Here is a 24,210-nt window from a genome sequence, read left to right as displayed (position 1 = left end):
TTCTTAGGTAAATAATTTTTAACTTTGTCAAAAAACCAAGAAATGATTGATTTTATATACCAGGATCCTTATCCTATTCTAAAAGATGAAACTCAATATCGCAAAATTACTTCAGATTTTGTACAACTTGAAAAATTTGGAGACAAAGAAGTTCTTCTGGTTGATCCAAAAGGATTAGAATTATTAGCCGAAGAAGCTTTAACAGATGTTTCCTTTATGTTGCGAACATCTCACCTACAGAAATTAAGAAATATTCTTGACGATCCGGAAGCAACAGACAATGATCGTTTTGTGGCTTACAATTTACTTCAAAATGCTTCGGTAGCTGCCGAAGGGCAATTGCCAAGCTGTCAGGATACGGGGACAGCAATCGTTTTAGCGAAAAAAGGAGAAAGCATTTTTACCGGAGTTGATGATGCTGAATGGTTAAGCAAAGGCATTTTCAATACGTACCAGAAACGTAATTTAAGATATTCTCAGATTGTACCGATTTCGATGTTTGAAGAAAAAAACTCTGGTTCAAATCTTCCCGCACAGATTGATATTTATGCAAAAAAAGGAGCTTCTTATGAATTTCTTTTTATGGCAAAAGGAGGCGGATCTGCAAACAAAACCTATTTATATCAACAAACTAAATCATTATTGAATGAAAAATCCCTTGATGCCTTCATTCGCGCAAAAATCAAGGATTTAGGAACTTCTGCCTGTCCTCCTTATCATTTGGCCTTGGTGATTGGCGGAACTTCTGCCGAAGCAAATTTAGCAACTGTAAAAAAAGCATCAGCAGGCTATTTTGACAATCTGCCTACTTCAGGAAACATGGCCGGTCAGGCTTTTCGTGATTTGGAATGGGAAGAGCGTGTTCAGAAAATCTGTCAGGAAAGTGAAATCGGAGCTCAGTTTGGAGGAAAATATTTTACGCATGATGTACGTGTAATCCGTTTGCCTCGTCACGCAGCTTCCTGTCCGGTTGGATTAGGAGTTTCGTGTTCTGCAGACCGAAATATCAAAGGAAAAATTACCAAAGACGGAATCTTCCTTGAACAGTTAGAAACGAATCCAAAACAATTTTTACCGGAAACAGCCCCTCATTTAGAAGCTCCAGTTGAAATTGATTTAGATCAGCCAATGGCCGATATTTTAGCCAAATTATCACAATACCCAATCAAAACCCGTTTAAAATTAAACGGCACCGTGATTGTAGCCCGTGATATTGCACACGCAAAAATTAAAGAATTATTAGACGCCGGAAAACCAATGCCGGAATACTTTAAAAATCACCCGGTTTATTATGCAGGTCCTGCAAAAACTCCGGAAGGAATGGCTTCAGGAAGTTTTGGCCCAACCACAGCAGGTCGTATGGACGTTTATGTGGATGAATTCCAAAAACATGGTGGCAGTATGATTATGCTGGCTAAAGGAAACCGTACCAAACAAGTGACGGATGCCTGCAACAAATACGGTGGATTCTATTTGGGTTCTATCGGAGGCCCGGCCGCTATTTTGGCTCAGGATAACATCTTAAAAGTAGAAGTGGTTGATTTTGAAGAATTAGGAATGGAAGCCGTTCGAAAAATTACCGTAAAAGATTTCCCTGCTTTTATTATTACCGATGATAAAGGAAATGATTTTTTTGAGAATTTATAAAGTGAGAAACTAATTCTCTAAAGATATTATATAGAAAAACCGCCCTATCAGGCGGTTTTATTAATTTATATTATGCTATAAAGAATAAAATTATTTTTTTATGAACTTTTTGATTACTCTTTTTTGACCAATATTCAATTCAATAAAATAGATTCCTGCACTTAATTTGCTTACATCAATTGATCCTTCAGAAAACTGACCTGAACTCACCAGCTGACCTAATGCATTTGTAATTGTAAACTCAGACCCTTTTTGCCCTGATAATGCAATATGCAATTCATTATCAACCGGATTTGGATATAACGTCATATCTGAATTTGTTTTACCTGCATCACTGACCAATTGATTATCCAGGATAGTTCCGGTCGCAGTAATGTTTATTGAATAGTCTTCAACTTGTCCATAAGAAAAAGACTCACAGGCTGTTGGAATTGCATTGTATTTCATTGAAACTCTCATTCTTGTCGTTCCCAATGTTGCCGTAGCAGGAATTGTAATCGATCCTGTAACCGGAGTAGTTGTTGATGCTGCTTTTGTCCAAACTGTTTCGCCGGAATCAGTAAAATCACCATCTTTATTATAATCAATAAACACAGCATAACCTTCACTGTATACTGAAGATGCCCATGTTGGTGTAATCGTAATAGTATACGCGGTTCCTCTGCTGGCATTAGTAGAAACTGATGTGAAGTTTTCATAACCGGTTGTTGCAGTAGAAGTATTGCTAATAGTACCAAAAACAACTTTACCAATTCTTTCGTCTGTTGCATCATTTCCTTTTGATGTACAATATGTTACTGTACCCGCAAGTGTAGTAACATTTACTGTACTGCTTGATGCAGAAATATTTCCAGCTGCATCTTTGGCTTTTACAGAAAACGTATAAGCAGTTGAAGCGGTTAACCCAGTAACAGCATAAGTTGTAGTTGTAGAAGAACCTTTTAAAGTTGTACCCTGGTAAATATCATATCCTGTAACGGCTACATTATCTGTTGATGCTGTCCAGGATAAATTAGTAGTTGTAGCAGTTGTACCAGAAGCTACCAATGCTGTTGGTGCCGTAGGTGCTGTTGTATCACTTGATCCTCCGGAATAAGCTGCTCCAACACCCACTGCATAAAATGCATTTGTTGTTGCAATAACCTCAGCAGAACCTGCTCCGTATAAATCAATTGCTGACTGTATCCCGGAAGTTCTGGCATTTGCATACGTTGAATTGGCTGTTAAGTAAACACTCTCTAATCGGTAAGCGATTTTTGCAGCTTTTTCAATTGTTATTCCAGTAACGTTATACGCATTTCCGAGATCATTAGTTCCTGATTTTCCTACAGACAAAATATAAAACCAGTGATTTAATACTCCTGAATTAGTGTGAACACCACAATAATCATTACTGCTTGTTGGCGTACAGCTTACATTTACCCAGTTTGTTCCACCATAAGTATCCGGCTGACCCTCAGAGTTTGGATCACTCATGGAACGTAAAGCCAAATGACCTGATCTTCTTTCGATGTCTTCACCAATTAACCAGGTAGATTTTGTAGGTGCTGCACGATATTCGATACAGGCTCCCCAAATATCAGAGAAAGCTTCATTCATCGCTCCCGATTCTTTTTGATATGCTAAATTTGCAGTATACGTACAAACAGCATGACCTATTTCATGTCCGGCAACATCCATTGAAGTTAAGATATCAAACCCTCCTGTTCCGCTTCCGTCACCATAAGTCATAACACTTCCGTTCCAGAAAGCATTATTATTGCTAGAATATCCGGCTGCGATTAAATTATAATGCACATAACTTTTAATTTTGGCACCGGCATTATCATAACTGTTTCTGCCATGTACAGCCGACCAATAATCGTATGTCATTTCGGCTCCCCAATGAGCATCGAGTGCCCCATTGTCTTTGTTTGTATTATTATATTCAGTGGCAGTCCAGTTATTATCAGCATCCGTAAAATTTGTAGTTGGATATGTTGCTGTTCTGGCAGAATTATAAGTCTGAATTCCATTTCCACGGGTTCCGTCAAGCAAAATATATGAAGCCCCGCTTAGTGTCGTCTGAATTGTTTGGGTACCGCTGTAACGAGTTGCTGCATTTGCCGCAACTATCGCCTTTAAATTCGAATTCTCTTTTTTAGACGCCACATTTACAGATTTTGAATTTCCGTGGCTGTACTCGCCAAGATGTTTTATAGTTGCATTATAAAACAATACTTTTCCGGTTATGGCATCTATATATAAATCCCCACGACTTAATGGATTTGTCGCATAAATATCAAATTTATATGCTAAATTAACTTTATCCGTAGTTCTTTCTGTTCCCTGAGCTTCCATATCAGGTAAAAAAACCAACTCTCCTTTAGGTTTCTCATAATTCATAGCTACCGCATCTTCTGGAGAATCCCAAAGATATTGTTTGGCACCTGTGTAGAGAACGGCTTTGTTAAAAGCTTCCTGTGCCGATAGTTTAGGCATTGTAACTGCATTTGTGATATTGTAAAACTCACCATTCATTGAAGCTAGCTTACCGTTTTTTGAATGTAATGTATAGTTTGCAAATTCTACTTTGATTCCTTGCTCGTATAGTTGAAACTTTTCATGCACATAACCTTCCTGGTCTGATTCTGTTTTAATTTTTGCAAAAGACTGATTGTCTTTCAAACCTAATTGATCCTTAAAGACCGCAGTAAAATCAGAGCCTTTGTAAGTAGACTGGTCACTAAAGGTAATTAAGCTTGGGAGTCCGTTTTCAGATAAATTTTTCTGACTTACGCGTTTGTCTGTTACCTGGGAAAATGCCGTTAAAGAAAATGTGAGCATAACAACTGTCGCATTGACAATTTTTGGTAATTTTTTTTCCATAATAAAAGGGGTTTAAAATTGGTAATGGATTAAAAAACAAAATACTTAATGTAAGTAAATACTTTAATTTATCACAAAAGTATCTTAATTTTGTTATTTAATCGATGAAATCTGCCTTTAATCGATGAAATACAACACTTTTTCACTTAGTCGCGCTTTTATTTAACATTTTATAAAGATTTTACAAAAAAATATACTAAAATTAACATATTATTGAATCACAAAACGTTGTAAAACAAGCTTTTCCAACTCCTTTTAAAAATAAAACAGGCCATTTTTTAAATTTATCCTATAAAAAAAGCCAGCGTTTAAGCCAGCTTTTGATAAGTTCAAAAAAAGAAATCATCTTATATTCATCTCCGGAATTTCTCCGTGTATAATTAATTCAGCTTCAGTAGAAGCAATGATATGCTCCACAGAAATACCTGGCGCGCGTTCTAAGAGCTCAAAACCTTTTTCTGTCACTTCGAGAACAGCGAGTTCAGTAACTACTTTTTTAACGCATCCTACACCCGTTAATGGTAAAGTACATTTTTTTAGTATTTTCGATTCTCCTGCTTTGTTTACGTGCATCATGGCAACAATGATATTTTCTGCGGAAGCTACCAAATCCATAGCACCTCCCATTCCTTTTACCATTTTGCCTGGGATTTTCCAATTGGCGATATCACCGTTTTCAGAAACCTCCATCGCACCCAGAATTGTCAGATCCACTTTCTGGCTTCGGATCATTCCGAAACTAAAAGCCGAGTCAAAAAAACTCGCTCCCGGAAGCGTTGTAATGGTTTGCTTTCCTGCATTGATAATATCGGCATCTTCTTCTCCGGCAAAAGGAAAAGGCCCCATTCCCAAAACTCCATTTTCACTTTGAAATTCTACTGAAATATCGTCTCTTACGTAATTCGCCACCAAGGTCGGAATCCCAATTCCAAGATTGACAAAATACCCATCTTTAACTTCTTTCGCAATTCGTTTTGCTATATCTTCTTTACTAAGTCCCATAAATTTTAATGTGTCAATTTGTTAATGTGCCAATTAGATAATACTCTATGCAATCTAAATTAATTATCTAATTGTCGCATTATCTCAATTAAATTTAATGTGTCAATTAGTCAATTTGATAATTTTCAAACATCGTGTAAAGAATTTTCTAATTGCCACATTTTCTAATTTCCTAATTTCTTGCTCTCACAGTTCGTTGTTCAATTCGTTTTTCAAACTTTTCCCCCTGAAAAATACGCTGCACCATAATTCCGGGAATATGAATTTGATTCGGATCCAGAGTTCCAACAGGAACTAATTCTTCGACCTCAGCAATCGTAATTTTTGCTGCACCGGCCATACAGGCGTTGAAATTTCTGGCTGTTCCTTTAAAGATCAGGTTTCCGGCTTCATCTCCTTTCCATGCTTTTACAATGGCAAAATCGGCTTTAAAAGCTTCTTCCATAATATGCATTTTACCTTTGAATTCACGGACTTCTTTTCCTTCTGCTACTTCAGTTCCGTAACCTGCAGGAGTAAAGAAAGCAGGTATTCCGGCTTGAGCTGCGCGGCATTTTTCTGCTAAAGTTCCCTGAGGTGTTAATTCAACTTCAAGTTCACCCGAAAGCATCTGGCGTTCAAACTCAGCATTTTCTCCAACGTAGGAAGAAATCATTTTTTTGATTTGTTTTTTCTGAAGAAGCAGTCCTAAACCAAAATCATCAACGCCTGCATTATTCGAAATGCAGGTTAAATCTGAAATTTGGGTTTTTACTAAGGCTGCAATAGTATTTTCAGGAATTCCGCATAAACCAAATCCTCCAAACATAATGGTCATTCCGGATTCGATACCTGTTATTGCGTCGTGTACACTGTTTACTTTTTTTGTAATCATAACAAACTGTCTTTATTACTGGGTAATTTTGATAAAAATAAGATTTTTAGATTGAATTATAACGATTTCGTAAAAATAAATCTATTATATATCAAAAAAATATCCTTTTGCATTCATCTAATTTTAAGATGGTTACAAAAGGATATTTTTTAATTTAAAAAGCTAAAGCTATAGTTCGAACTCTTCTGTATTTTGTTCTGTCTGAGTAGTATCTTTTACAACAGCAGCAGGTCTGGCGTAGCAATCTACTTTAATAGAAAGATTAGCTGGCCGTTCAAATTCTGCTTTTGAAACATTTAGCGCCGGATCAGCATAACATTTTTTCATGAAATAAGCCCAAACCGGCAATGCGGCTGTAGCGCCCTGACCATAAGTTAAACTTTTGAAACGGGCTGAACGATCCTCACAGCCTACCCAGACTCCTGTAACCAGATTTGGCACCATTCCCATAAACCAACCATCAGACTGGTTTTGTGTTGTTCCTGTTTTACCTGCGATAGGATTTGTAAACATATATGGATAACCTGTCCAGCGATTATCTCCACTTCCACCGCCCTGAGTACGTAAACGTGCACCAGATCCGGTTTCTGTAACCCCCTGTAGCAACTTGATTACAGCAAAAGCAATATCTTTATTTAAAACATCATGCGACTCTGGGATTGGTTCATAAATAACTTCACCGCTTTTGTTTTCAATTTTACTTAAAAATTGTGGTTTTACATACACGCCCTGATTAGCAAATGTACTGTAGGCAGCCACCATATCTTCTACTGTAATATCAACAGCTCCTAATGCGATAGATGGCTGCACCGGGATTTCAGTTTTAACACCTAATTTTCGCGTTAGTTCTACAACAGCTTCTGGTCCTGTTCTGTCAATTAATTTTGCAGAAACAGTATTGATTGAAGCTGCTAAAGCTTGTTTTAAAGTAACCATTCCCCTATATCTGTAATCAGAGTTCCTTGGCTCCCAGTCTTCTGTTACATGATGACGCCCTTTATGAATCATAAACGGTCCGTCTAAAATAGAATCACAAGGGGACATATTCAATTGTTCAATAGCTGTCGCATAAACAAAAGGTTTGAAAGTAGATCCTACCTGTCTTGCTCCCTGCCCTACGTGATCATATTGAAAATATTTATAATTGATTCCGCCAACCCATGCTTTAATTGCACCTGTTTGCGGTTCCATCGCCATTAAACCTGACTGCAGAAAGTGTTTGTAATAACGGATAGAATCCAATGGTGTCATGGTAGTATCGCGCTCTCCTTTCCAGGTAAAGACTCTCATTTTTGTTTTTACCTTGAAAGATGCAATAATATCATCTTCACTCTTATCCATTTCCTTCATCTGAGCCCAACGAACAGAATTCTTCATAGCCTGCATCATGATTCTGTCGGTTTCAGCTTTTGTAATATTTACAAAAGGAGCATTTTTATTGGTCTTCATTTCAATAAAAAACTGCTGTTGCAAATTTTTCATGTGTTCGGCAACCGCCTCTTCAGCATGAGCCTGCATTCTTGAATCGATAGTGGTGTAGATTTTTAAACCATCTTTATAAATATCATAATCAGATCCATCCGGTTTTTTGTTATCTGCCATCCACTTTTTCATGTAATCACGGAGATATTCCCTGAAATAAGTTGCCATACCCTCACGGTGGCTTTCTAATTTGAATTTTAACGTTATTGGTAATGCCTGATACTTTTCTTTTTCAGCTTCTGTAATCATTTTTGCTTTTGCCATTTGTGATAGAACCACATTACGACGGTTTTTTACTCCCTCTGGATTACGAATAGGGTTATACAAACCTGAGTTTTTGAACATTCCCACCAATATAGCAGACTCGTCTATCGTTAAATCCTTCGGCTCTTTTGAAAAATAGGTTTGTGCTGCCGAACTTACACCAACTGAATAATTTCCGAAATCATAAACGTTGCAGTACATCGCCAGAATTTCGTTTTTGGTATATTGTCTTTCCAGACGGATAGCAATAATCCACTCCTTTATTTTTTGTACAATCCTGAAAGGAAGAAATTTAGAGCCTTCTCCGTGAAACAATTGTTTTGCTAATTGCTGTGTCAGTGTACTTGCTCCACCATTGGTTCCCAAAGTAAAAATTGCTCTTAAAGTTCCGCGCCCGTCAATTCCTGAATGCTCATAAAAACGGGCATCCTCTGTTGCAACCAAAGCTTCAACCAGATTTTTTGGCAAGTCTGAATATTTAAGCTGCGATCTGTTGGTTTTAAAATACTTTCCAATTACCACTCCGTCAGAAGAAATGATTTCAGTAGCCAGATTAGAATCCGGGTTTTCTAAATCTTCAAAAGAAGGCATGGATCCAAAAAGTCCCCATGACGCAAATAGGAAAAAGGCCAAAATACCTAATAACCCGTAAGCAAAGATTCTCCAGAATTTTTTTTGATAATATTTAATATCCTTAGTACTGTTTGTTTGATTGTTTTTATTAGCAGCCATAACTATTTCTGATCTTTTTGTTCTATTCTAAAACCTACATCCGTAATACCTTCTAATTCCTGAACTCCCGGGATTTTTCCTGATTGTCTTACGGCTTGTTTGATGTGTACTTTGTATTTACCTCTAAATTTAACATTTTCTCTTAAATACAGCTTACTTTCTTTAATATCCGAAAAACCATTCCCTAAAAGTGTCCCATCAGGATTTGCCATTTGATATTCTAATGTATCAACTTTCGTAAATCCGTTTGGCATTTCGATAGCGACAATTAAAAACAAGTTACTAAAGGGGTAATTGTTATTATCTCTCACATTTACAAATAAATCGTATCGTTTTGTGGAGTCTAAAACCGGCAGATCGAAGGTTACAATACTGTCTTTGTGCCAGGCACTTCCAACAGATTTGTACTCATCAAATACTCTTTTTTTATCACATGAAAAAAGAAGTATAGCTGCCAAAAAAAGAATTCCGCTATTTTTTATTCTCATTTTTAGTAATAATTATAGGTTTTCTTGGTTCAGCTGGTTTATTCTCATTTGAATTTGGCTTATTCGCATTGTTTTTATTCGAATTATGCTTTTTCTTCTGATTTTGCTTGTTTGGGTTGTTGGGTTTATTTGCATTGTTGCCATTGTTCGGATTATTATTCCCGGCAGGTTTAGTATTATTAGTGTTTTTTTCCTGCTGTGATTTCTGAGGAGCTGCAACTATAGCAGCTTCAGTATTTTGTTTACGCTTGCGGTTAGGTTTTTTCTTCTTTTTAGGCTGGTCAAAACGGGTTAAACTTTCCTGACCCATTGCATTATTGAAATCTTTTTCAGGTTCTAAAGTTACTTCTATAGCGAAATCCTCCAAAGAAGAGACCCTCTTTTTCTGTTTGTTTTCGGCAATAATTTCTTTTACCTGATCTATTTTCAAAACATGCCAGTTTGCAAAATTATTTGTGTAAGCAAACCACATTAATCCTTTAAAAATATCCTGTTTCTGGCAAACTGCATCTCCTTTTTCAGTAATCAGTTTAGTATCATAATCAGGAAAGTCTTTAAGAGCATCCATGTACGTATCCAGCTCATAGTTTAGACAGCATTTTAATTTTCCGCATTGTCCCGCTAATTTCTGCGGATTCAAGGATAATTGCTGATAACGTGCTGCCGAAGTATTTACACTTCTGAAATCGGTCAGCCAAGTCGAACAACAAAGCTCACGTCCGCATGAACCAACTCCGCCTAAACGGGCTGCTTCCTGACGAAAACCTACCTGTTTCATCTCAACCCTGGTACTGAATTCTTTAGCAAAATCTTTAATCAGCATTCTAAAATCAACACGATCATTTGCTGTGTAGTAAAAAGTCGCTTTCGATCCGTCGCCCTGGAATTCAATATCCGAAATTTTCATTTCCAGTTTATGATGAATCGCCAGTTCACGTGCACGAACCTTCATTGGTTCTTCACGATCACGTGCCACAGACCAGATATCAATATCTTTTTGAGATGCTTTTCTGTAAATTTTCGGAATGTCGTTACTTTCGTAATTCACTCCCTTTTTCTTCATCTGAATTTTGACCAATTCACCTGTAAGCGTTACAATTCCGATATCATGACCCGGCGAAGCAACAGTGGCTACAATATCGCCGATACTTAAAGTTAATTTTTCTGAATTTCTAAAGAATTCTTTGCGTCCGTTTTTAAAACGAACCTCAACACAATCAAAAATTGCTTCTCCATTAGACGGACTCATATTCGAAAGCCAGTCAAAAACCGTTAATTTATTGCAGCTGTCGGTGCCGCAAGTCCCATTATTTTTACAACCTTTTGGCGAGCCGCCATCTGAGGTTGAACAACTTGTACATGCCATAATGATATATGTAGTGCTGCCAGAATGCAGCTTAAGTTCATAAACGTTTGATCGGTAAAGATAGTATTTTTTTTATTTTGCTTTTTATGCATTAAGACTAAAGGGTTGTTAAATAAAATATCACTCTTTTTTTATATCCCGCATTTCATTATTCAGCTATCAAGTATGCTTTGGATTTATGATTTTTTTTTGCTCAAAAATTGTATTCTGCATATTTTATCGGTTAAAATGTAATTTTTACTTTTTATCCTGAAATATATTTCTAATTTTTATGTTTTATCTTACATCATCAATTGTGAAGTCTATAATTACAAACAAAACCTGAGTTGAAACTTAAACTTTTATTTTAAATATATTCAAATGCAAACACAAAACCAGATTGAAAATTTCCTTTTTCAGGGAAAATTTAACGAGGCGAGAGAATGTCTAAATAACGGAGAAAAATTTAATGAACCATATCTTAAAAACAATTTTTCCCAAATCGCATCTAAAATAATTGAAGCCAAAGAAATTGATTTTATCGAAAGATTCATAAAAGCCGGTTTTATTGAAACGGATATTTACGAATTGGAGAGTTTTGACAAATCGATTTTCAATCCTCTTTCCCGAAATATAAAAAATGATGGCGAGTCTCTTTCTTTCTTCAAAGCGATACTATCAAAAGTCGACAATGTAAATGATGAAATCAGCGATCAGACTTTGCTGGGATACTGTATCGAAAAAGAAGTGATACCGGAAGTCATTAAAAGCTTAATAGAGGATTTTGGCTGTAATGCCAATTATAAAAGCAATTCACAAGAAAATCTAATTCATAAAATCGTAAATAATTATTCTCTGAATGTTGAAAAAGGCAAAGAATACATCAAAATACTTCTTGAAAATGGTGTCGACATTAATGAGAAAAATGTAGTCGGCACAACGCCTTTGATGTATGCCATTAAAAGAAACAAAAAAGAATATATTCCGATGCTGCTTGAAAATGGAGCTGATCCAAATGAAAAAGACAATCAGGAAAACAGTTCTTTTTATTATGCTTTAGGCGAGCAGTTTTCTATGCCAATGTATGAACTTCTGACCGAATCGTCATCAGCAGATTTTAACAGTATCAACAAAGACGGAAGAACTTTACTAACCGAATTTATCCGAATGATGTGTGATTCTGAGTCCGATTTGAATGCATTACAACGATTATTGTCTGATGGTGCCGACTTAAATCACTGCGCTACCTATTACGGAAATCCAAAATCGGGTATCGATTATATTGCTGAGAAGAAATCGGGCATTTTAAAATCAGCTCTAGACAGCGGAGCTATTGATGTGAACGAACAGGACCATCAGGGAAATACCATTTTACACAAAGTCTGTGCGTTCAATGTGAATTTTGATGCAGAAACAGCTAAAGAAATCTATCGAAAAGTAAAATTGCTTCTAGAGAATGGTGCAGATAAAGAGATCACCAACGATAAAGACGAAACCGCTCTAACGCTTGCTTCTACAGACAATTTGAAAATAAAAACCGTTGAGCTTTTAATGAAAGCTTAATTTATAAAACTAAGATTCTATGTCAATGTCATTTATAATTGCCTGCGAAAACGGGAACAGAAAAATAGCAGAATTACTCCTTCGAAACAAAGAAGTAGATGTAAAATATACCGATGAGCGTGGAAGAACTGCACTTCATTATGCCGCTCACAGAGGGTATCTGGATATTGTAAAAATCCTGACTGAAGACGGCGCCGATATTAATTACGAAGACCATCAGGGAGAAACACCTCTGTACTTTGCCTGTCTTCAAAAACAGAAACAAACCGCTTTGTATCTTTTAGAAAATGGAGCAGAAATTATCAAAAATGATAAATACGGAAATAGCCTCTTACATTTAGTTGCTCAGACAGCTCAAATTGAAATTGCAACAAAGTTGCTTGAAGCAGGAATCGATGTTAATTTATTGAATAACAACGGAGAAACTCCATTACTATTGGCTTCTGCAAAATTAAACCGTGAAATAATTCAGTTGCTCTTAGACAAAGGAGCCGACATCAATGTGACCGACAAACAAGGAAATACGCCATTACTTTACGCTTGTTACACCAAATCGTTGCCAATGGTAACTTTCCTTTTGGACAATGGCGCCGATATTAATCACGTTAATCATTCGGGCGAAAATGCGCTTTTGATTGCCTGCTATGAAACCAACAGAATGCTGGCCAAACTTTTGATTGAAAGAGGTGCTGATGTATTTACATCCAACAACAACGGTCACTCTCCAATTTGGTATGCCTGCTCGAATAACCAAAAGGAGATTGTGGCTTTGTTTTTAGGAAACGGAGTTGATGTTAATTACAGCAAACCAGTCGCTGGCGATACTTCTTCTATGAACGATTATCTGGACTGGGTTGTAAGTTCCTCTAACATTTCGAACGATTCGAGTTTCACATTAAGCAGCTCTTATACGTATGGTGGAGAAAGTCTGCTGCATGTTGCCACCAAAAAAGGCAATTTAAGTATGGTAAAATTATTGGTTGAAGCCGGGGCAAACATCAACATTCAGGACGAATCCGGAAATACGCCTTTGCATTACAGCGCAGCCAACGGAAAGAAAGATGTGGTAAAATATTTATTAGAAAATAAAGCTGATGCTTCAATTGTAAATGTAAAAGAACAAAAAGCGATTGACTATTCGAATGTGAAAGGTTTTAATGAAATCACAGAACTGATTCTGAAATATGCACCTTCGGGAACGGTTATAACACCAATTCAGAAAGAAGAACCGCAAAAAACAGATTCAGGAAATGCTATGGAAGCAAAGAAAAAAGCATTACTGGATTTAAAAGAACTTCTGGATGCCGGAATTTTGACTTCGGAAGAATTTGACACAGAAAAAAGTAAAATTTTAAAGGCATAAATAATAAACAAAAGTAAAAATGAAAAAAATCTTAAATATTGCCAACCTATTTTTAGTAATAATCGCGGGAAGTCTAATTTCTACTTCCTGCAGCAATTTATCACCAGAAAAAACTTTTGATATTGCCGTTTTAAATTCCAATTTGTTATCCCGATTTGGCGGCAAAGAAATCAGCAATAAGCTGGAATCTGAACCTCAGGTTTATGATGAAAATCAAAAAAAGATGATTTCTTCCTCTTATTATGATACTTTTAAGTATGACATATCAAATTTAGAAATTCAATTGAAAAGAATTAATGAAATAACAGAAGACGATGATAATAAAGAAATGCTTGAGGCTTCAAAAGATTTATTTTCTTATGTAATTTCGAAACAAAAAGAAGGTTATTTGCCAATTGCTAAAATGAAAGACGAAAAAGCTTCACCGGAACAAATCGAAAAAGCAATAGCCGATTTTGATGCTGCAACTCAAACAGAAGCTGTTTCCAAATTTGCTAAACTAATGGCTACTGGAAAAGCGTATGCTGAAAAACATCACATTGATACAAAATTTGGTATTTAAAGTCAATCGAAAATTAATCTCATCATTAAAACAAAAAATTCCCAGATATGATCAGGAAATATTTCTTAGTTAGTATAGCAATACTCTTGCTTACTGTAGTAAACAGCTGTAATAAAGATTCTAAAACCAATAGAGAATCGCCTGAAGCAGAAGTTGTCGATTTAAAAGAAGTTCCCGAAGTTGAAGAACCTCACATCGAAATCAAAAAGAATCTTGCTGATTTCATCCCTAAAAATTATATCCCTTTTGACACCATTTACGGTGATCTGAATAAAGATGGATTAGAAGATTGTGCCTTAATCATAAAAGGCACAGATAAAAGTAAAGTTATTACGGATGAATCTCGAGGTAAATTAGATCGTAATCGCAGAGGAATTATGGTTCTTTTAAATAAAAAAAGCGGTTATGAATTAGCGGTTAAAAATTATAATTGTTTCTCCTCTGAAAACGAAGATGGCGGTGTTTATTATGCCCCCGAACTTGATTTTGGAATCGAAAAAAACAAATTATTTATCAATTACCGTCACGGCCGATATGGATATTGGTCTTATACATTTAGACTTCAAAATAATGATTTAGAATTGATTGGTTACGATGGAAGCAGTAACCACGGGCCAATTGTTCTCACCGAAACCAGTATCAATTTCTTAACACGTAAAAAAATCGTAAACCAAAACATCAATGAAAACACTTATGATGACGATGAAATTTTTGAGAAAAAAGAAAGTAAAATCAGTAGAACAAAATTGATTAAGTTATCTGAAATTGAAGACTTTGATGAACTTGATTTTTCAAGCGAATAACAATGAAAACCCTATTTTGTATGGCTACAGAATAGTTTTTTTGCCTGAAGGATTATATTACGTTTCCTTAACAGTAATAATTTTAACCGGACAAACTTTTGCGGCCAGTTGACAGCTTTCTGCAATGGCATGATTTGGCGATTTTAAAGTAAAAAATCCTTTTGTATGCTGCGAATGGAGCAATACTGATTTCCCATCCTTTTTTGACATTTGAAAATGAACCGGATCCATTTCCACGCAATAATTACACCCGATGCATTTATCTCTTTGTAAAGTGATGATTACCATTAGCCTTCAACAATTTTATAGAGTTTGTCAGACATTCTGATTCTAAATGGCAATTTAAAAGTACAATCGTCACCTTTTGTTGCTTTTTCTGCCGTAAAATCATTTACAAACATTTCGTCGATAATCATTTCCTGAGCTCCGGTACTTGGACCCGTAACCAAAATTTTATCGCCCGCTTTAATATCGTAAGCTTCTATTTTGAATTGCCCAACTCCGGCTTTTGGAAAATAATGTGTTCCTTTTCCAATATAAACTTTCTTTTGAGTTGCTGCTGAACCCGGAATACTGCTCCATTCTCCCAATTCCTGACCCAGATAATAACCTGACCAGAAGCCACGATTATAAACCGTATTTAAAGCTTCCATCCAAACTGCGGTTTTCTCTTTCGAGAAAGTACCTTCGTAATAGGAATCGATAGCTTTGCGATAGGTTTTAATAACTGTTGCCACGTATTCGGGTGCTCTTCCTCGTCCTTCGATTTTCAAAACCCGAATTCCGGAATCAATCACCTGATCCAGAAAATCCAATGTACACAAATCTTTTGGGGACATCATGTATTCATTATCCAATTCTATTTCAAAACCCGTTTCCTGATCGATAACAGTATATTTTTTTCGGCAATTTTGTTTGCACGCACCGCGATTCGCAGACGAATTATGCGAATGCAGGCTTAAATAACATTTTCCCGAAACCGCCATACATAAAGCTCCGTGACCAAAGATTTCTATTTCTATCAAGTTTCCGTTAGGCCCTTTAATTTGATCTTTTTGAATTTGTTCTGTGATTTTCTTTACCTGACGCAAGCTCAATTCACGGCTTAAAACCATTGTATCGGCAAATAAACTGTAGAACTTAATGGTTTCGATATTAGTTATATTCAATTGAGTTGAAATATGAACTTCCATTCCAATCGATCTTGCCATAGTAATTACAGCCTGATCTGACGCAATTACTGCGGTGATATTAGCTTCTTTGGCTTTATTCAATACTGTTTTCACGACCGATAAATCATGATCGTAAACAATAGTGTTTAAAGTCAGATAGCTTCGAACATTTTTGGCTTTACAGCGATTAACGATTTCTTTTAAATCTTCCATTGTAAAATTAACCGTTGACCTTGCACGCATGTTGAGTTGTTCAACACCAAAATATACAGAATCACAGCCATTATCTAAAGCAGCCTGAAGCGACTCAAAATTCCCTGCAGGAGCCATGAGTTCGATTTTGTTGTTAATTGTCATTTTTGATTTTATTATTCAAATAATATGTTTTAGAATCATCAAACAATTGACAAAAATAATGTGGGTATAAATTGATTTCTATGATTTATATCATAGTGTATATTTAAAAGATTATTTGTAGCAGATTTATATAGCCCACGGTTGAAACCACAGGCTAATTTAAATCTCATGTTTATTTTAGAATTGACCAAAGAAAATGTTACCATATCCCTTAAAAAAGAAGCGCGAATAACTAATTTATATTCAATTAATTATCGAAATGATTTGTTTTTCAATCTCTTATTTTATTTCTTATTTGTTTATCAAAATCAGAAATTATCTTTTGGGTTTTATTGAATACTTCATATTCAGTAATTGCTTTTTTATCTGCTTGTATTTTAGAAATTTTACCCTTTCCTTCCAGAATTTTATAATCATTAAACGTTAGGAATTTGTTGACACTGGTTGCCAATTGTTCCATCGTAAAAGTATTTTCGCGTTCAATTAATCCTTCTATATAATCAAAATACCCTGTTACCGTACGTTCCAATTGCTTGATTTCTTTTTCCTCTAAATAATTTTTAGCAACAATCACATCCGATTTTAAAACTCTGCCGTTTGGACTGTTTTTCCAGCTAGTTAGTCCCATATTTTCCTTTTTAGCATCAGCTGTTTTAAAAATGATTTCAGCAGCCGTTTTTCCTGTAATGGCAAAATGAAATTTATTCTGAACGATGGCATAGAAATTCTTTGATATTTCAGAATTACTGTCATAGTCAATACTGCATTCTGCAAAAATATCAGTTACTTGCTGGTAAATTCTTCTTTCACTCGCCCGGATTGAACGAACCCTTTGCAATAATTCTTTAAAATAATCCTTACCAAAAACAGCCTGACCTTGTTTTAATCGATTGTCATCTAAAACAAACCCTTTGATAATATATTCTTTTAAAGTTTGAGTAGCCCAAATACGAAATTGTGTGGCTTTTGTTGAATTTACTCTGTAACCAACAGAAATTATGGCATCGAGGTTATAATAATTTGTAATGTAATTTTTATCATCAGAAGCAGTTGTTTCCATTTTGGAAACAACTGAAGATTCAACTAATTCTCCTTCTTCAAAAATATTTTTAAAATGCTTACTTATAGCAGGTACTTTGACTCCAAATAACTCTGCAATCGCTTTTTGAGTTAACCATACGGATTCATTTTGAAGCAATACATCAACTCGAATTTCTCCGTTAGGCGCAGTGTATAATATAAAATTTTTAAAATCGTTCATAACATCGATAAGCATTTAAACAAATATAAGTATTGAAAGCTAAAAAAACCTATTCAGCTTAATGCAAAATAGGTTTTTGAAATTCGATTTTAGAATAAGAATTTATCCTAAAACCTTATATATTTTATCCGATAATCTGATTCTGAATGGAACTTGAAAAGTAACTTTATCTCCAATTTTAGCAGATTGAGCTTCTGCTCCATTTACAATTAATTTTTCTAAAACCAATTCCTGTTCACCGGTTGTTGGTCCTGAAATTAAGATTTTGTCGCCTGCATTCAGTTCGTTATTTTCAACTGTAAATTGTCCTACCTGCGCTTTAACGTAAAAATGCTCTGCTTTTCCAAGCAATACTTTTTTGATTTTTACCTTTTGGCGAATATCAGCTGGCTTTTGGGCTGTTGCCAAAGCAGTTTCTGGCAAGTCGCCAGAATGCTTGAATTTCAAATTTTCTGATTTTCCTTTTCTGAAAACTTTATTTCCTACCTGTTTTCCGGCTCTTAATCTTACCTGATCCACCAAAGGCATATTTACAACTTCAAGACACTCTGCAGAACAGCAGTTTTGCATAGCGGCTTTACAATCATCACACTGAATAAACAATAAATGACAGCCATCATTTTCGCAATTGGTGTGATTATCACAAGGTTTTCCGCATTGATGGCATTGAGAGATGATGTCATCTGTAATCCTTTCGCCTAAACGATTATCAAATACAAAGTTTTTTCCAATGAATTTGCTTTCCAGCCCTTCTTCCTTTAGCTGTTTCGCATAGTTGATTATTCCTCCTTCTAACTGATAAACGTTTTTAAACCCCTGGTGTTTGAAGTACGCACTGGCTTTTTCGCAGCGAATTCCTCCGGTACAATACATCACCAGGTTTTTATCTTCTTTATAGTCTTTAAGCTGTTCGTTGATAATAGGTAAACTCTCTCTGAAAGTTTCTACATCCGGAGTAATCGCACCTTTAAAATGACCTACTTCGCTTTCGTAATGGTTTCTAAAATCGACTACAATAGTGTTTGGATCATCAAGAATTTCGTTGAATTCCTTAGCTTTCAGGTGAACGCCTATATTAGTTACATCAAAAGTATCGTCATTTAGACCGTCAGCAACGATTTTATCACGAACTTTGATTGTGAGTTTCAAAAACGAATGATCATCGTGTTCAACAGCTTCGTTGAGACGTATGCCTTTCATGAAATCATAAACTTCGAGAGTAGCTCTAAAAGCTTCCAGGTTTTCTTCAGGAATACTCATCTGAGCATTTATTCCTTCAGTGGCAACGTAAATTCGGCCTAAAGCATCGAGCTTATTCCAGGCTACAAATAAATCGTTGCGAAATTTTTTGGGATCTTGAATTTTGGCATACGCATAGAAAGACAACGTAAGTCGTTGTTTACCGGCATCATCGATCATGATGGCTCTTTCTTCTGCGCTTAAGGTGTTATACAGTTGCATGCTATAAACAGTTTAAGTTTAGAAATTATTTTTTGAAGGTGCAAAGTTAGGAAAAAGCTCCTAAGTTACAAGGATTCTGAGTACCTAAGTTTTGAAAAGCTTTTAAAAACCTAAGGTCTTTTCTATTTTGATTTTAGCCCGGATGGAAGCGACATCCTTTTGTGACGGGGTTCGGCACAAAAGATACAGCGAACAGCCGGAATAGCTTCTAATAAAAAAGACTGCCTAAATGAATAGACAGTCTTGATATAATTTAAATCTTAAGAATTAACAGAATTCGTTAAACGCATCTTGCAAATTCTCAGCAATCATTTCTGCAGGACGTCCTTCGATGTGGTGACGCTCTAGCATGTGAACCAACTCTCCGTTTTTGAACAAAGCCATAGAAGGTGATGATGGAGGAAAAGGAAACATATGCTGTCTAGCAGCATCAACAGCCTCTTTATCAACTCCTGCAAAAACAGTGATTAAATGATCTGGTTTTTTTGCTCCCTGCAAACTCATTTTTGCTCCAGGACGTGCATTTCTTGCAGCACAACCGCATACAGAATTCACAACTACTAATGTGGTACCTTCAGCTTTGATAGCATTATCTACAGCTTCTGCACTATGTAAATCTTGAAAACCAGCTGCTGTTAATTCAGCTTCCATTGGTTTTACCATTTCTTGTGGATACATATTTTAAAATTTTAAATTTTACTTTTGAACTGCAAAGTTACAAAGTTTCCCCTCAACTACTTACTTTGAAGTATAAAGTTTTGTTATCGTTCGATTGATGGAAGTCGAAAGTTGGAAAGTCATCAAGTTGAAAGTCAAAAAACCCTAAATAATGCCTTTATAAATGGTACCTTAGGACATTTCAAAATCACTTTAAGATCTTCAAACAAATTCGTTTCTTCATCTAAGAATTTAAAAATCAGAGCCGGATTTCCTTTTTTGAATAAAGATGAAAAAATGGAACTTCCCAGTTCGTTGTGGCGGTGAAGTATATCTAACAGCAATAAGTCGTACCACCAAAATTTGCTTTTTTTATGAAACGCAGCCATTTTTGGGTTTTCATCTTGAAGAAATGCAACTAATGCCGAAGATTTTTTATCCGAATTTCTAAATGTATAACCTGTACTTGCTTTGGTCCAACCGCCGGCAGTTCCGATATTGACGACTCTTTTGGTGTTTCTTTTCCAAAAAGGATAACAGGTCATCGGGATACTTCCGTGTTCCTTTTCGGTAATTTCATATTGATCAGCTCCCAAGTTTCTTAAGTAAATCTGAATCTCATTTTCGTATTCTTCTTTAGGAAGCAAATTTTCAGAAAATAGCGTATATTCCACTAAGGCTTCTGTTGTAGAAGTTGGCAAAACATACATAAAACGCGTATTTCCTCTCTGTTCCACAGAAAAATCCATGAAAGTTGCCTGTTTCGGATTGAAAATTTCTGTTTCAGTTTTTACAGACCAGCCTACAAAATGCTGCTGCAGAACAGGATATTTCGTTTGCCTTTCGGCGAAAGCCTTCGTGTAAATGCTGTTGAACAAGTAATCACAAGTATATCTGTTTTCTTCTGTACCAATAAAAACATGGTTTTCGAGTTCATTGATATCGGTAACTTTCTCGTTTATAAAAGTAATATTGTCTTGTTTGGAAAGTAATTCAAAAACGAAATTATAAAAATCCAATCCCCGAATTTGATTGTATTGATAGGGTTTCAACTCTAAATTTCGTTTGAAATCTTGATTTGAAAACAAAGCCAAATCCCATTTTTTAGAGATAACTGGATTCCAGATGGTTTCTTCTTCTGCCCAGAAACACCAGGTTCTGTCATTGGTTTTCTTGGCATCCTGATCTAGCAATAAAATCGATTTGTCACTGAACTTTCCGGACAAAACCATTTTATAAACGGTCATAAAAGCTGCAAGCCCTGTTCCTGTAAAAACGTAATTGAAATGTGTGATTTGAGGAGAATTCATTCTCAAAAATAAGCAATTTTATTCTTTCATTTTTTCTAAAAGCAGTTTAAAATCTTTTGAGCTGAGGTAATTATTGTATTGAAAAAGGATTTCATTTTTATCATTCAAAACACATAAAACCGGATATACAATCTGGTTGTTCATAGTTCCTAATTGCAAAGCCAGTTCATGAACTCCAACATTATTGCCTGTTGGCTGAAACTTAAAGATGTGATTATTAAATTTTATATCTCTTTTTTCCTCAGCGTTAAAATCAACAAAGTAAAAATCTGAATTCAGTTTTTGAATAATTTCCTGATTTTTAAAAGTTGTATTTTTCATTCGTTGGCAAAACTGACACCAGTCTGTATGGATAAAAACGATGACTTTTCGCTTCTGAATCTGCTGTAAACTATCCATTTGTTCAAATGTTCTGTTTTGAATCTGGCTGAATCCTGTTGAGGTGATTCCGAGAAAGAATATAAGCATTGTTAGTTTTTTCATTTGTTGTAAGCTACAATTGAATAAAAAAGTTATTTAAACACATAGAAACATAGATTTCAAAGCGTAAAAAGGCGTTTCACTAATTTAAAAAAACATTAGCTATGTGTAAATGATTTGTCATTTATTTAACCTTAATGAAAAAGAGGAAAAACTATGTTTTCTATGTGTTTAAATATTTATCTGAAAGTATATCGCAATCCACAAAACCCTCTAATAGTCTGATTTTGTCCGTAAACATAAGTCGTATCAAAACTTAAACCGTACGGATTGTCAGGAGTGTCAATTATATGACCCTGAGGAACCGCTTTCCCATGAATACCAACAGCATTTCCATCTGATATTTGCACATTTTTATCAAAAGGATCATTCGCTCTTGAAATCAAAAACGGATTATTCTGTTTTGGTGTAAAATTCAAAAAATTCTTGATTCCGCCGTACACTTCAAAATTCTTCCATCCGGAATAGGTAAACTGAATATTCTGAATGCTGTACCAGGGTGATTTTGGACTTCTGGGGTCATACTCACTCAACAAAGGCAAATTCATAGGGCTGTACACATTTCCGGTATAATCCATTGACAAATCCCAGGGCTGAATTTTATAGGAAACGCTCCATGTTCCGGCAAAACTCTCAGTTAGGAAAGGTTTTTCAGAAACCCCGTTTTCAACATTTTTGTTGTCTAAAAGCGTTGCTCCCACAATAAATTTTAATCCCGAAGGCAAATTAAGATCTACATTAGTGCTGATTCCTTGACTGATAGCATAACCATCAATATTGTCATAAATAATTTTGTTTGGATCACTTTCGTAGTCTGAAATGATTTTATTGCTGAATCGGGTATAAAAAGCCGTTGTTTCAATTCCCATAAAAGTTCCGTTTCCGAAATTAATTTTCTGAATGTAATTCAGATTTACATTTACAGATTGCTCCGGATTCAGATTATTCGCAATCACAACATCGCGCGAACCGGTTAATGCTGCATGATCTTCAGTAAATAAATTCACAACACGAAATCCGGTTCCTGCATTCAATCTGAATAGGGAATTTTCATTGGCTTTAAACCGATAAGCTATTCTTGGTGTCAAAATCGAACCATGAATAGCATTATAATCGTAACGCATTCCCAACAAAACCTGATTTTTAGGAGAAAAGGTAATTTCATCCTGAACAAAAATCCCTGGTAACCATGTACTTTCGGCTTGTTTTGTAGCCGTTGTATTATCATCATAATAAGAATAACGATTCGCAATTCCGGCAAGTAAATCGTTTCGTCCCATTTTTTTGTCCCATGTTAATTGCAAAAAACCAATTTTCTGGTTGGCAATATATGATGTCGTTCCGTAGCGGCTGTCCTGATAATGTACGTTTCCAGAAAAGGTAAGCATCAGTTTTTCTTCAAACGGCAGCTGATAGCTTCCTATTAATTCGCTACGTTTAGTATAAATACTTTCTCCATAGATTTCGTCACCTCCGCGGTATTGCTTCTCCCAGCGTACATCTCCGCCCCATCGGTCTTCGTACATTCCGCGGGCTGCGATGGTAAATAACCGATTATTATTTCGCTGAAAACTCCATTTATTAAAAACTGAAATTCGTTCTGAAAGTGTTACATCGGTAAAATTATCATGGTCTTTATCAATGATCTGATCGTAATTAAAGTAATTGACTCCTAAAATTGAAATGGCTTTTTTTCCGGCATTGAACTTCATTCCTAAATCAAGATTACTTTCGAAATAAGAAGTCGTAAAATAATCCGCAGAAAAGACCGGAGCGTTTGTTGGATTTTTGGTGATAATGTTAATTAGTCCGCCAACCGCTTCACTTCCATACAGAGAAGATGCCGGGCCTTTTACGATTTCAATTCGTTCTACCAGAGAATTCGGTATTCCTGATAATCCGTAAACTGTCGAAAGGCTGCTCACAATGGGCATTCCATCTATTAAAACTAAAGTATAAGGTCCTTCTAAGCCGTTTATGTGAATATCGCCTGTGTTACAAACGCCGCAATTGAGCTGTGGCCGAACGCCATTGATGTTCTGAAGCGCATCATAGATACTTGGCGTTGGATTTTTCTTGAAGAAAACCGGCGAATAAACCTCAACAGGAACAGCACTTTCCAATCTTTTAACAGGTTTCAAAGTTCCGGACACCACCACTTCATTCAATTCGTTTTTGTCTTCCTTCAATTCAAAATTCAAAATCAAATTCTGTTCGTCCACAATTGAAATTTTTTGGGTTTGAGGTTTGAATCCCTCCGTAGTCACTTGTATTTTGTAATTCCCTTTCGGAATATTTAGAAGCTGATAAAATCCTAAGGAATCGGTTTGGGTTTTAAATTCTGTATTCAGTAAACGAATAGTAATTTCTTGGTCATTAGAAGATTGAAATTCTACTTTTCCGGAAATATTTTGAGAAAAAATGCTTTTAGTTGAAATTATTAATATTGTCAAAAATAAATATTTCATTATTATAAAATTAAATTTAGACAAAGCTAAAAATTAAATTTGACAAATAAT

The 24,210-nt window shown here is 35.6% G+C and carries 19 protein-coding genes; 5 read left to right on the top strand and 14 right to left on the bottom strand.

The annotated features are described in order from the left end of the window. Positions 1 to 42 precede the first annotated feature (42 nt). A complete protein-coding gene (locus ACNC7R_RS00515) occupies positions 43 to 1,647 on the top strand; it encodes a fumarate hydratase (protein WP_417939040.1) in 1,605 nt (534 codons plus the stop codon). Between the two features lie 90 nt (positions 1,648 to 1,737). Here the strand turns inward: ACNC7R_RS00515 and ACNC7R_RS00510 are convergent, their stop codons facing one another. The 6 genes from ACNC7R_RS00510 to ACNC7R_RS00485 all read right to left on the bottom strand — a co-directional run bounded on the left by ACNC7R_RS00510 (position 1,738) and on the right by ACNC7R_RS00485 (position 10,723). Further along, positions 1,738 to 4,515 (bottom strand): M4 family metallopeptidase, encoded by a 2,778-nt coding sequence (locus ACNC7R_RS00510; RefSeq protein ID WP_417939039.1) that lies wholly within the window; start codon positions 4,513 to 4,515, stop codon positions 1,738 to 1,740. A 342-nt stretch (positions 4,516 to 4,857) separates the two neighbouring features. Next, a complete protein-coding gene (locus ACNC7R_RS00505) occupies positions 4,858 to 5,517 on the bottom strand; it encodes a CoA transferase subunit B (protein ID WP_417939038.1) in 660 nt (219 codons plus the stop codon). A 172-nt stretch (positions 5,518 to 5,689) separates the two neighbouring features. Beyond that, entirely contained in the window at positions 5,690 to 6,391 is a 702-nt protein-coding gene (locus ACNC7R_RS00500) for a CoA transferase subunit A (protein WP_417939037.1), read from the bottom strand. A gap of 168 nt (positions 6,392 to 6,559) precedes the next feature. After that, a complete protein-coding gene (locus ACNC7R_RS00495; RefSeq protein WP_417939036.1) occupies positions 6,560 to 8,869 on the bottom strand; it encodes a penicillin-binding protein 1A in 2,310 nt (769 codons plus the stop codon). A gap of 2 nt (positions 8,870 to 8,871) precedes the next feature. Beyond that, positions 8,872 to 9,357 (bottom strand): gliding motility lipoprotein GldH, encoded by a 486-nt coding sequence (locus ACNC7R_RS00490; protein WP_223682724.1) that lies wholly within the window; start codon positions 9,355 to 9,357, stop codon positions 8,872 to 8,874. Then, a complete protein-coding gene (locus ACNC7R_RS00485) occupies positions 9,341 to 10,723 on the bottom strand; it encodes a PSP1 domain-containing protein (RefSeq protein WP_417939035.1) in 1,383 nt (460 codons plus the stop codon). Before ACNC7R_RS00485 ends, ACNC7R_RS00490 begins: the two co-directional genes overlap by 17 nt. 360 nt (positions 10,724 to 11,083) lie before the next feature. On the opposite strand from ACNC7R_RS00485, the gene ACNC7R_RS00480 reads away from it, so the two are divergent. Genes ACNC7R_RS00480 through ACNC7R_RS00465 form a run of 4 tightly spaced genes read left to right on the top strand, consistent with a single transcriptional unit; the run spans position 11,084 to position 14,993 of the window. Further along, complete coding sequence (locus ACNC7R_RS00480; protein WP_417939034.1) at positions 11,084 to 12,265, top strand: ankyrin repeat domain-containing protein; 1,182 nt, start codon at positions 11,084 to 11,086, stop codon at positions 12,263 to 12,265. 19 nt (positions 12,266 to 12,284) lie between these two features. Beyond that, positions 12,285 to 13,628, top strand: coding sequence for an ankyrin repeat domain-containing protein (locus ACNC7R_RS00475; RefSeq protein ID WP_417939033.1), 1,344 nt, complete (start codon positions 12,285 to 12,287; stop codon positions 13,626 to 13,628). Positions 13,629 to 13,647: 19 nt separating this feature from the next. Then, entirely contained in the window at positions 13,648 to 14,190 is a 543-nt protein-coding gene (locus ACNC7R_RS00470; RefSeq protein WP_417939032.1) for a hypothetical protein, read from the top strand. 47 nt (positions 14,191 to 14,237) lie between these two features. Continuing rightward, positions 14,238 to 14,993: a hypothetical protein gene (locus ACNC7R_RS00465; RefSeq protein ID WP_417939031.1), complete on the top strand. Its 756-nt coding sequence runs from the start codon at positions 14,238 to 14,240 to the stop codon at positions 14,991 to 14,993. 57 nt (positions 14,994 to 15,050) lie between these two features. Here the strand turns inward: ACNC7R_RS00465 and ACNC7R_RS00460 are convergent, their stop codons facing one another. The 8 genes from ACNC7R_RS00460 to ACNC7R_RS00425 all read right to left on the bottom strand — a co-directional run bounded on the left by ACNC7R_RS00460 (position 15,051) and on the right by ACNC7R_RS00425 (position 24,159). Next, positions 15,051 to 15,281 (bottom strand): ferredoxin, encoded by a 231-nt coding sequence (locus ACNC7R_RS00460; protein ID WP_417939030.1) that lies wholly within the window; start codon positions 15,279 to 15,281, stop codon positions 15,051 to 15,053. Continuing rightward, positions 15,281 to 16,522 carry a peptidase U32 family protein gene (locus tag ACNC7R_RS00455; RefSeq protein WP_417939029.1) on the bottom strand — a complete coding sequence of 414 codons (1,242 nt, stop codon included), beginning with the start codon at positions 16,520 to 16,522 and terminating at the stop codon, positions 15,281 to 15,283. The genes ACNC7R_RS00460 and ACNC7R_RS00455 overlap by 1 nt, the downstream gene beginning before the upstream one ends. Positions 16,523 to 16,793: 271 nt before the next feature. Next, positions 16,794 to 17,783, bottom strand: coding sequence for a virulence RhuM family protein (locus tag ACNC7R_RS00450; RefSeq protein WP_417939028.1), 990 nt, complete (start codon positions 17,781 to 17,783; stop codon positions 16,794 to 16,796). Positions 17,784 to 17,885: 102 nt separating this feature from the next. Next, positions 17,886 to 19,244 carry a rhodanese-related sulfurtransferase gene (locus ACNC7R_RS00445; RefSeq protein WP_417939027.1) on the bottom strand — a complete coding sequence of 453 codons (1,359 nt, stop codon included), beginning with the start codon at positions 19,242 to 19,244 and terminating at the stop codon, positions 17,886 to 17,888. A gap of 267 nt (positions 19,245 to 19,511) precedes the next feature. Further along, entirely contained in the window at positions 19,512 to 19,922 is a 411-nt protein-coding gene (locus ACNC7R_RS00440) for a BrxA/BrxB family bacilliredoxin (protein ID WP_341694342.1), read from the bottom strand. A gap of 134 nt (positions 19,923 to 20,056) precedes the next feature. Continuing rightward, positions 20,057 to 21,211, bottom strand: a complete 1,155-nt coding sequence (locus ACNC7R_RS00435; protein ID WP_417943116.1) for a lycopene cyclase family protein — start codon at positions 21,209 to 21,211, stop codon at positions 20,057 to 20,059. An 18-nt stretch (positions 21,212 to 21,229) separates the two neighbouring features. Next, complete coding sequence (locus ACNC7R_RS00430; RefSeq protein ID WP_417939026.1) at positions 21,230 to 21,694, bottom strand: thioredoxin family protein; 465 nt, start codon at positions 21,692 to 21,694, stop codon at positions 21,230 to 21,232. Between the two features lie 176 nt (positions 21,695 to 21,870). Then, positions 21,871 to 24,159, bottom strand: a complete 2,289-nt coding sequence (locus ACNC7R_RS00425) for a TonB-dependent receptor (RefSeq protein WP_417939025.1) — start codon at positions 24,157 to 24,159, stop codon at positions 21,871 to 21,873. Between the last annotated feature and the right edge of the window lie 51 nt (positions 24,160 to 24,210).

This window comes from Flavobacterium adiutor (assembly GCF_048282555.1).
Taxonomy (GTDB): domain Bacteria; phylum Bacteroidota; class Bacteroidia; order Flavobacteriales; family Flavobacteriaceae; genus Flavobacterium.
The sequence above is the reverse complement of the archived record's forward strand: the minus strand, read 5'-3'. Positions and strand labels throughout refer to the sequence as shown.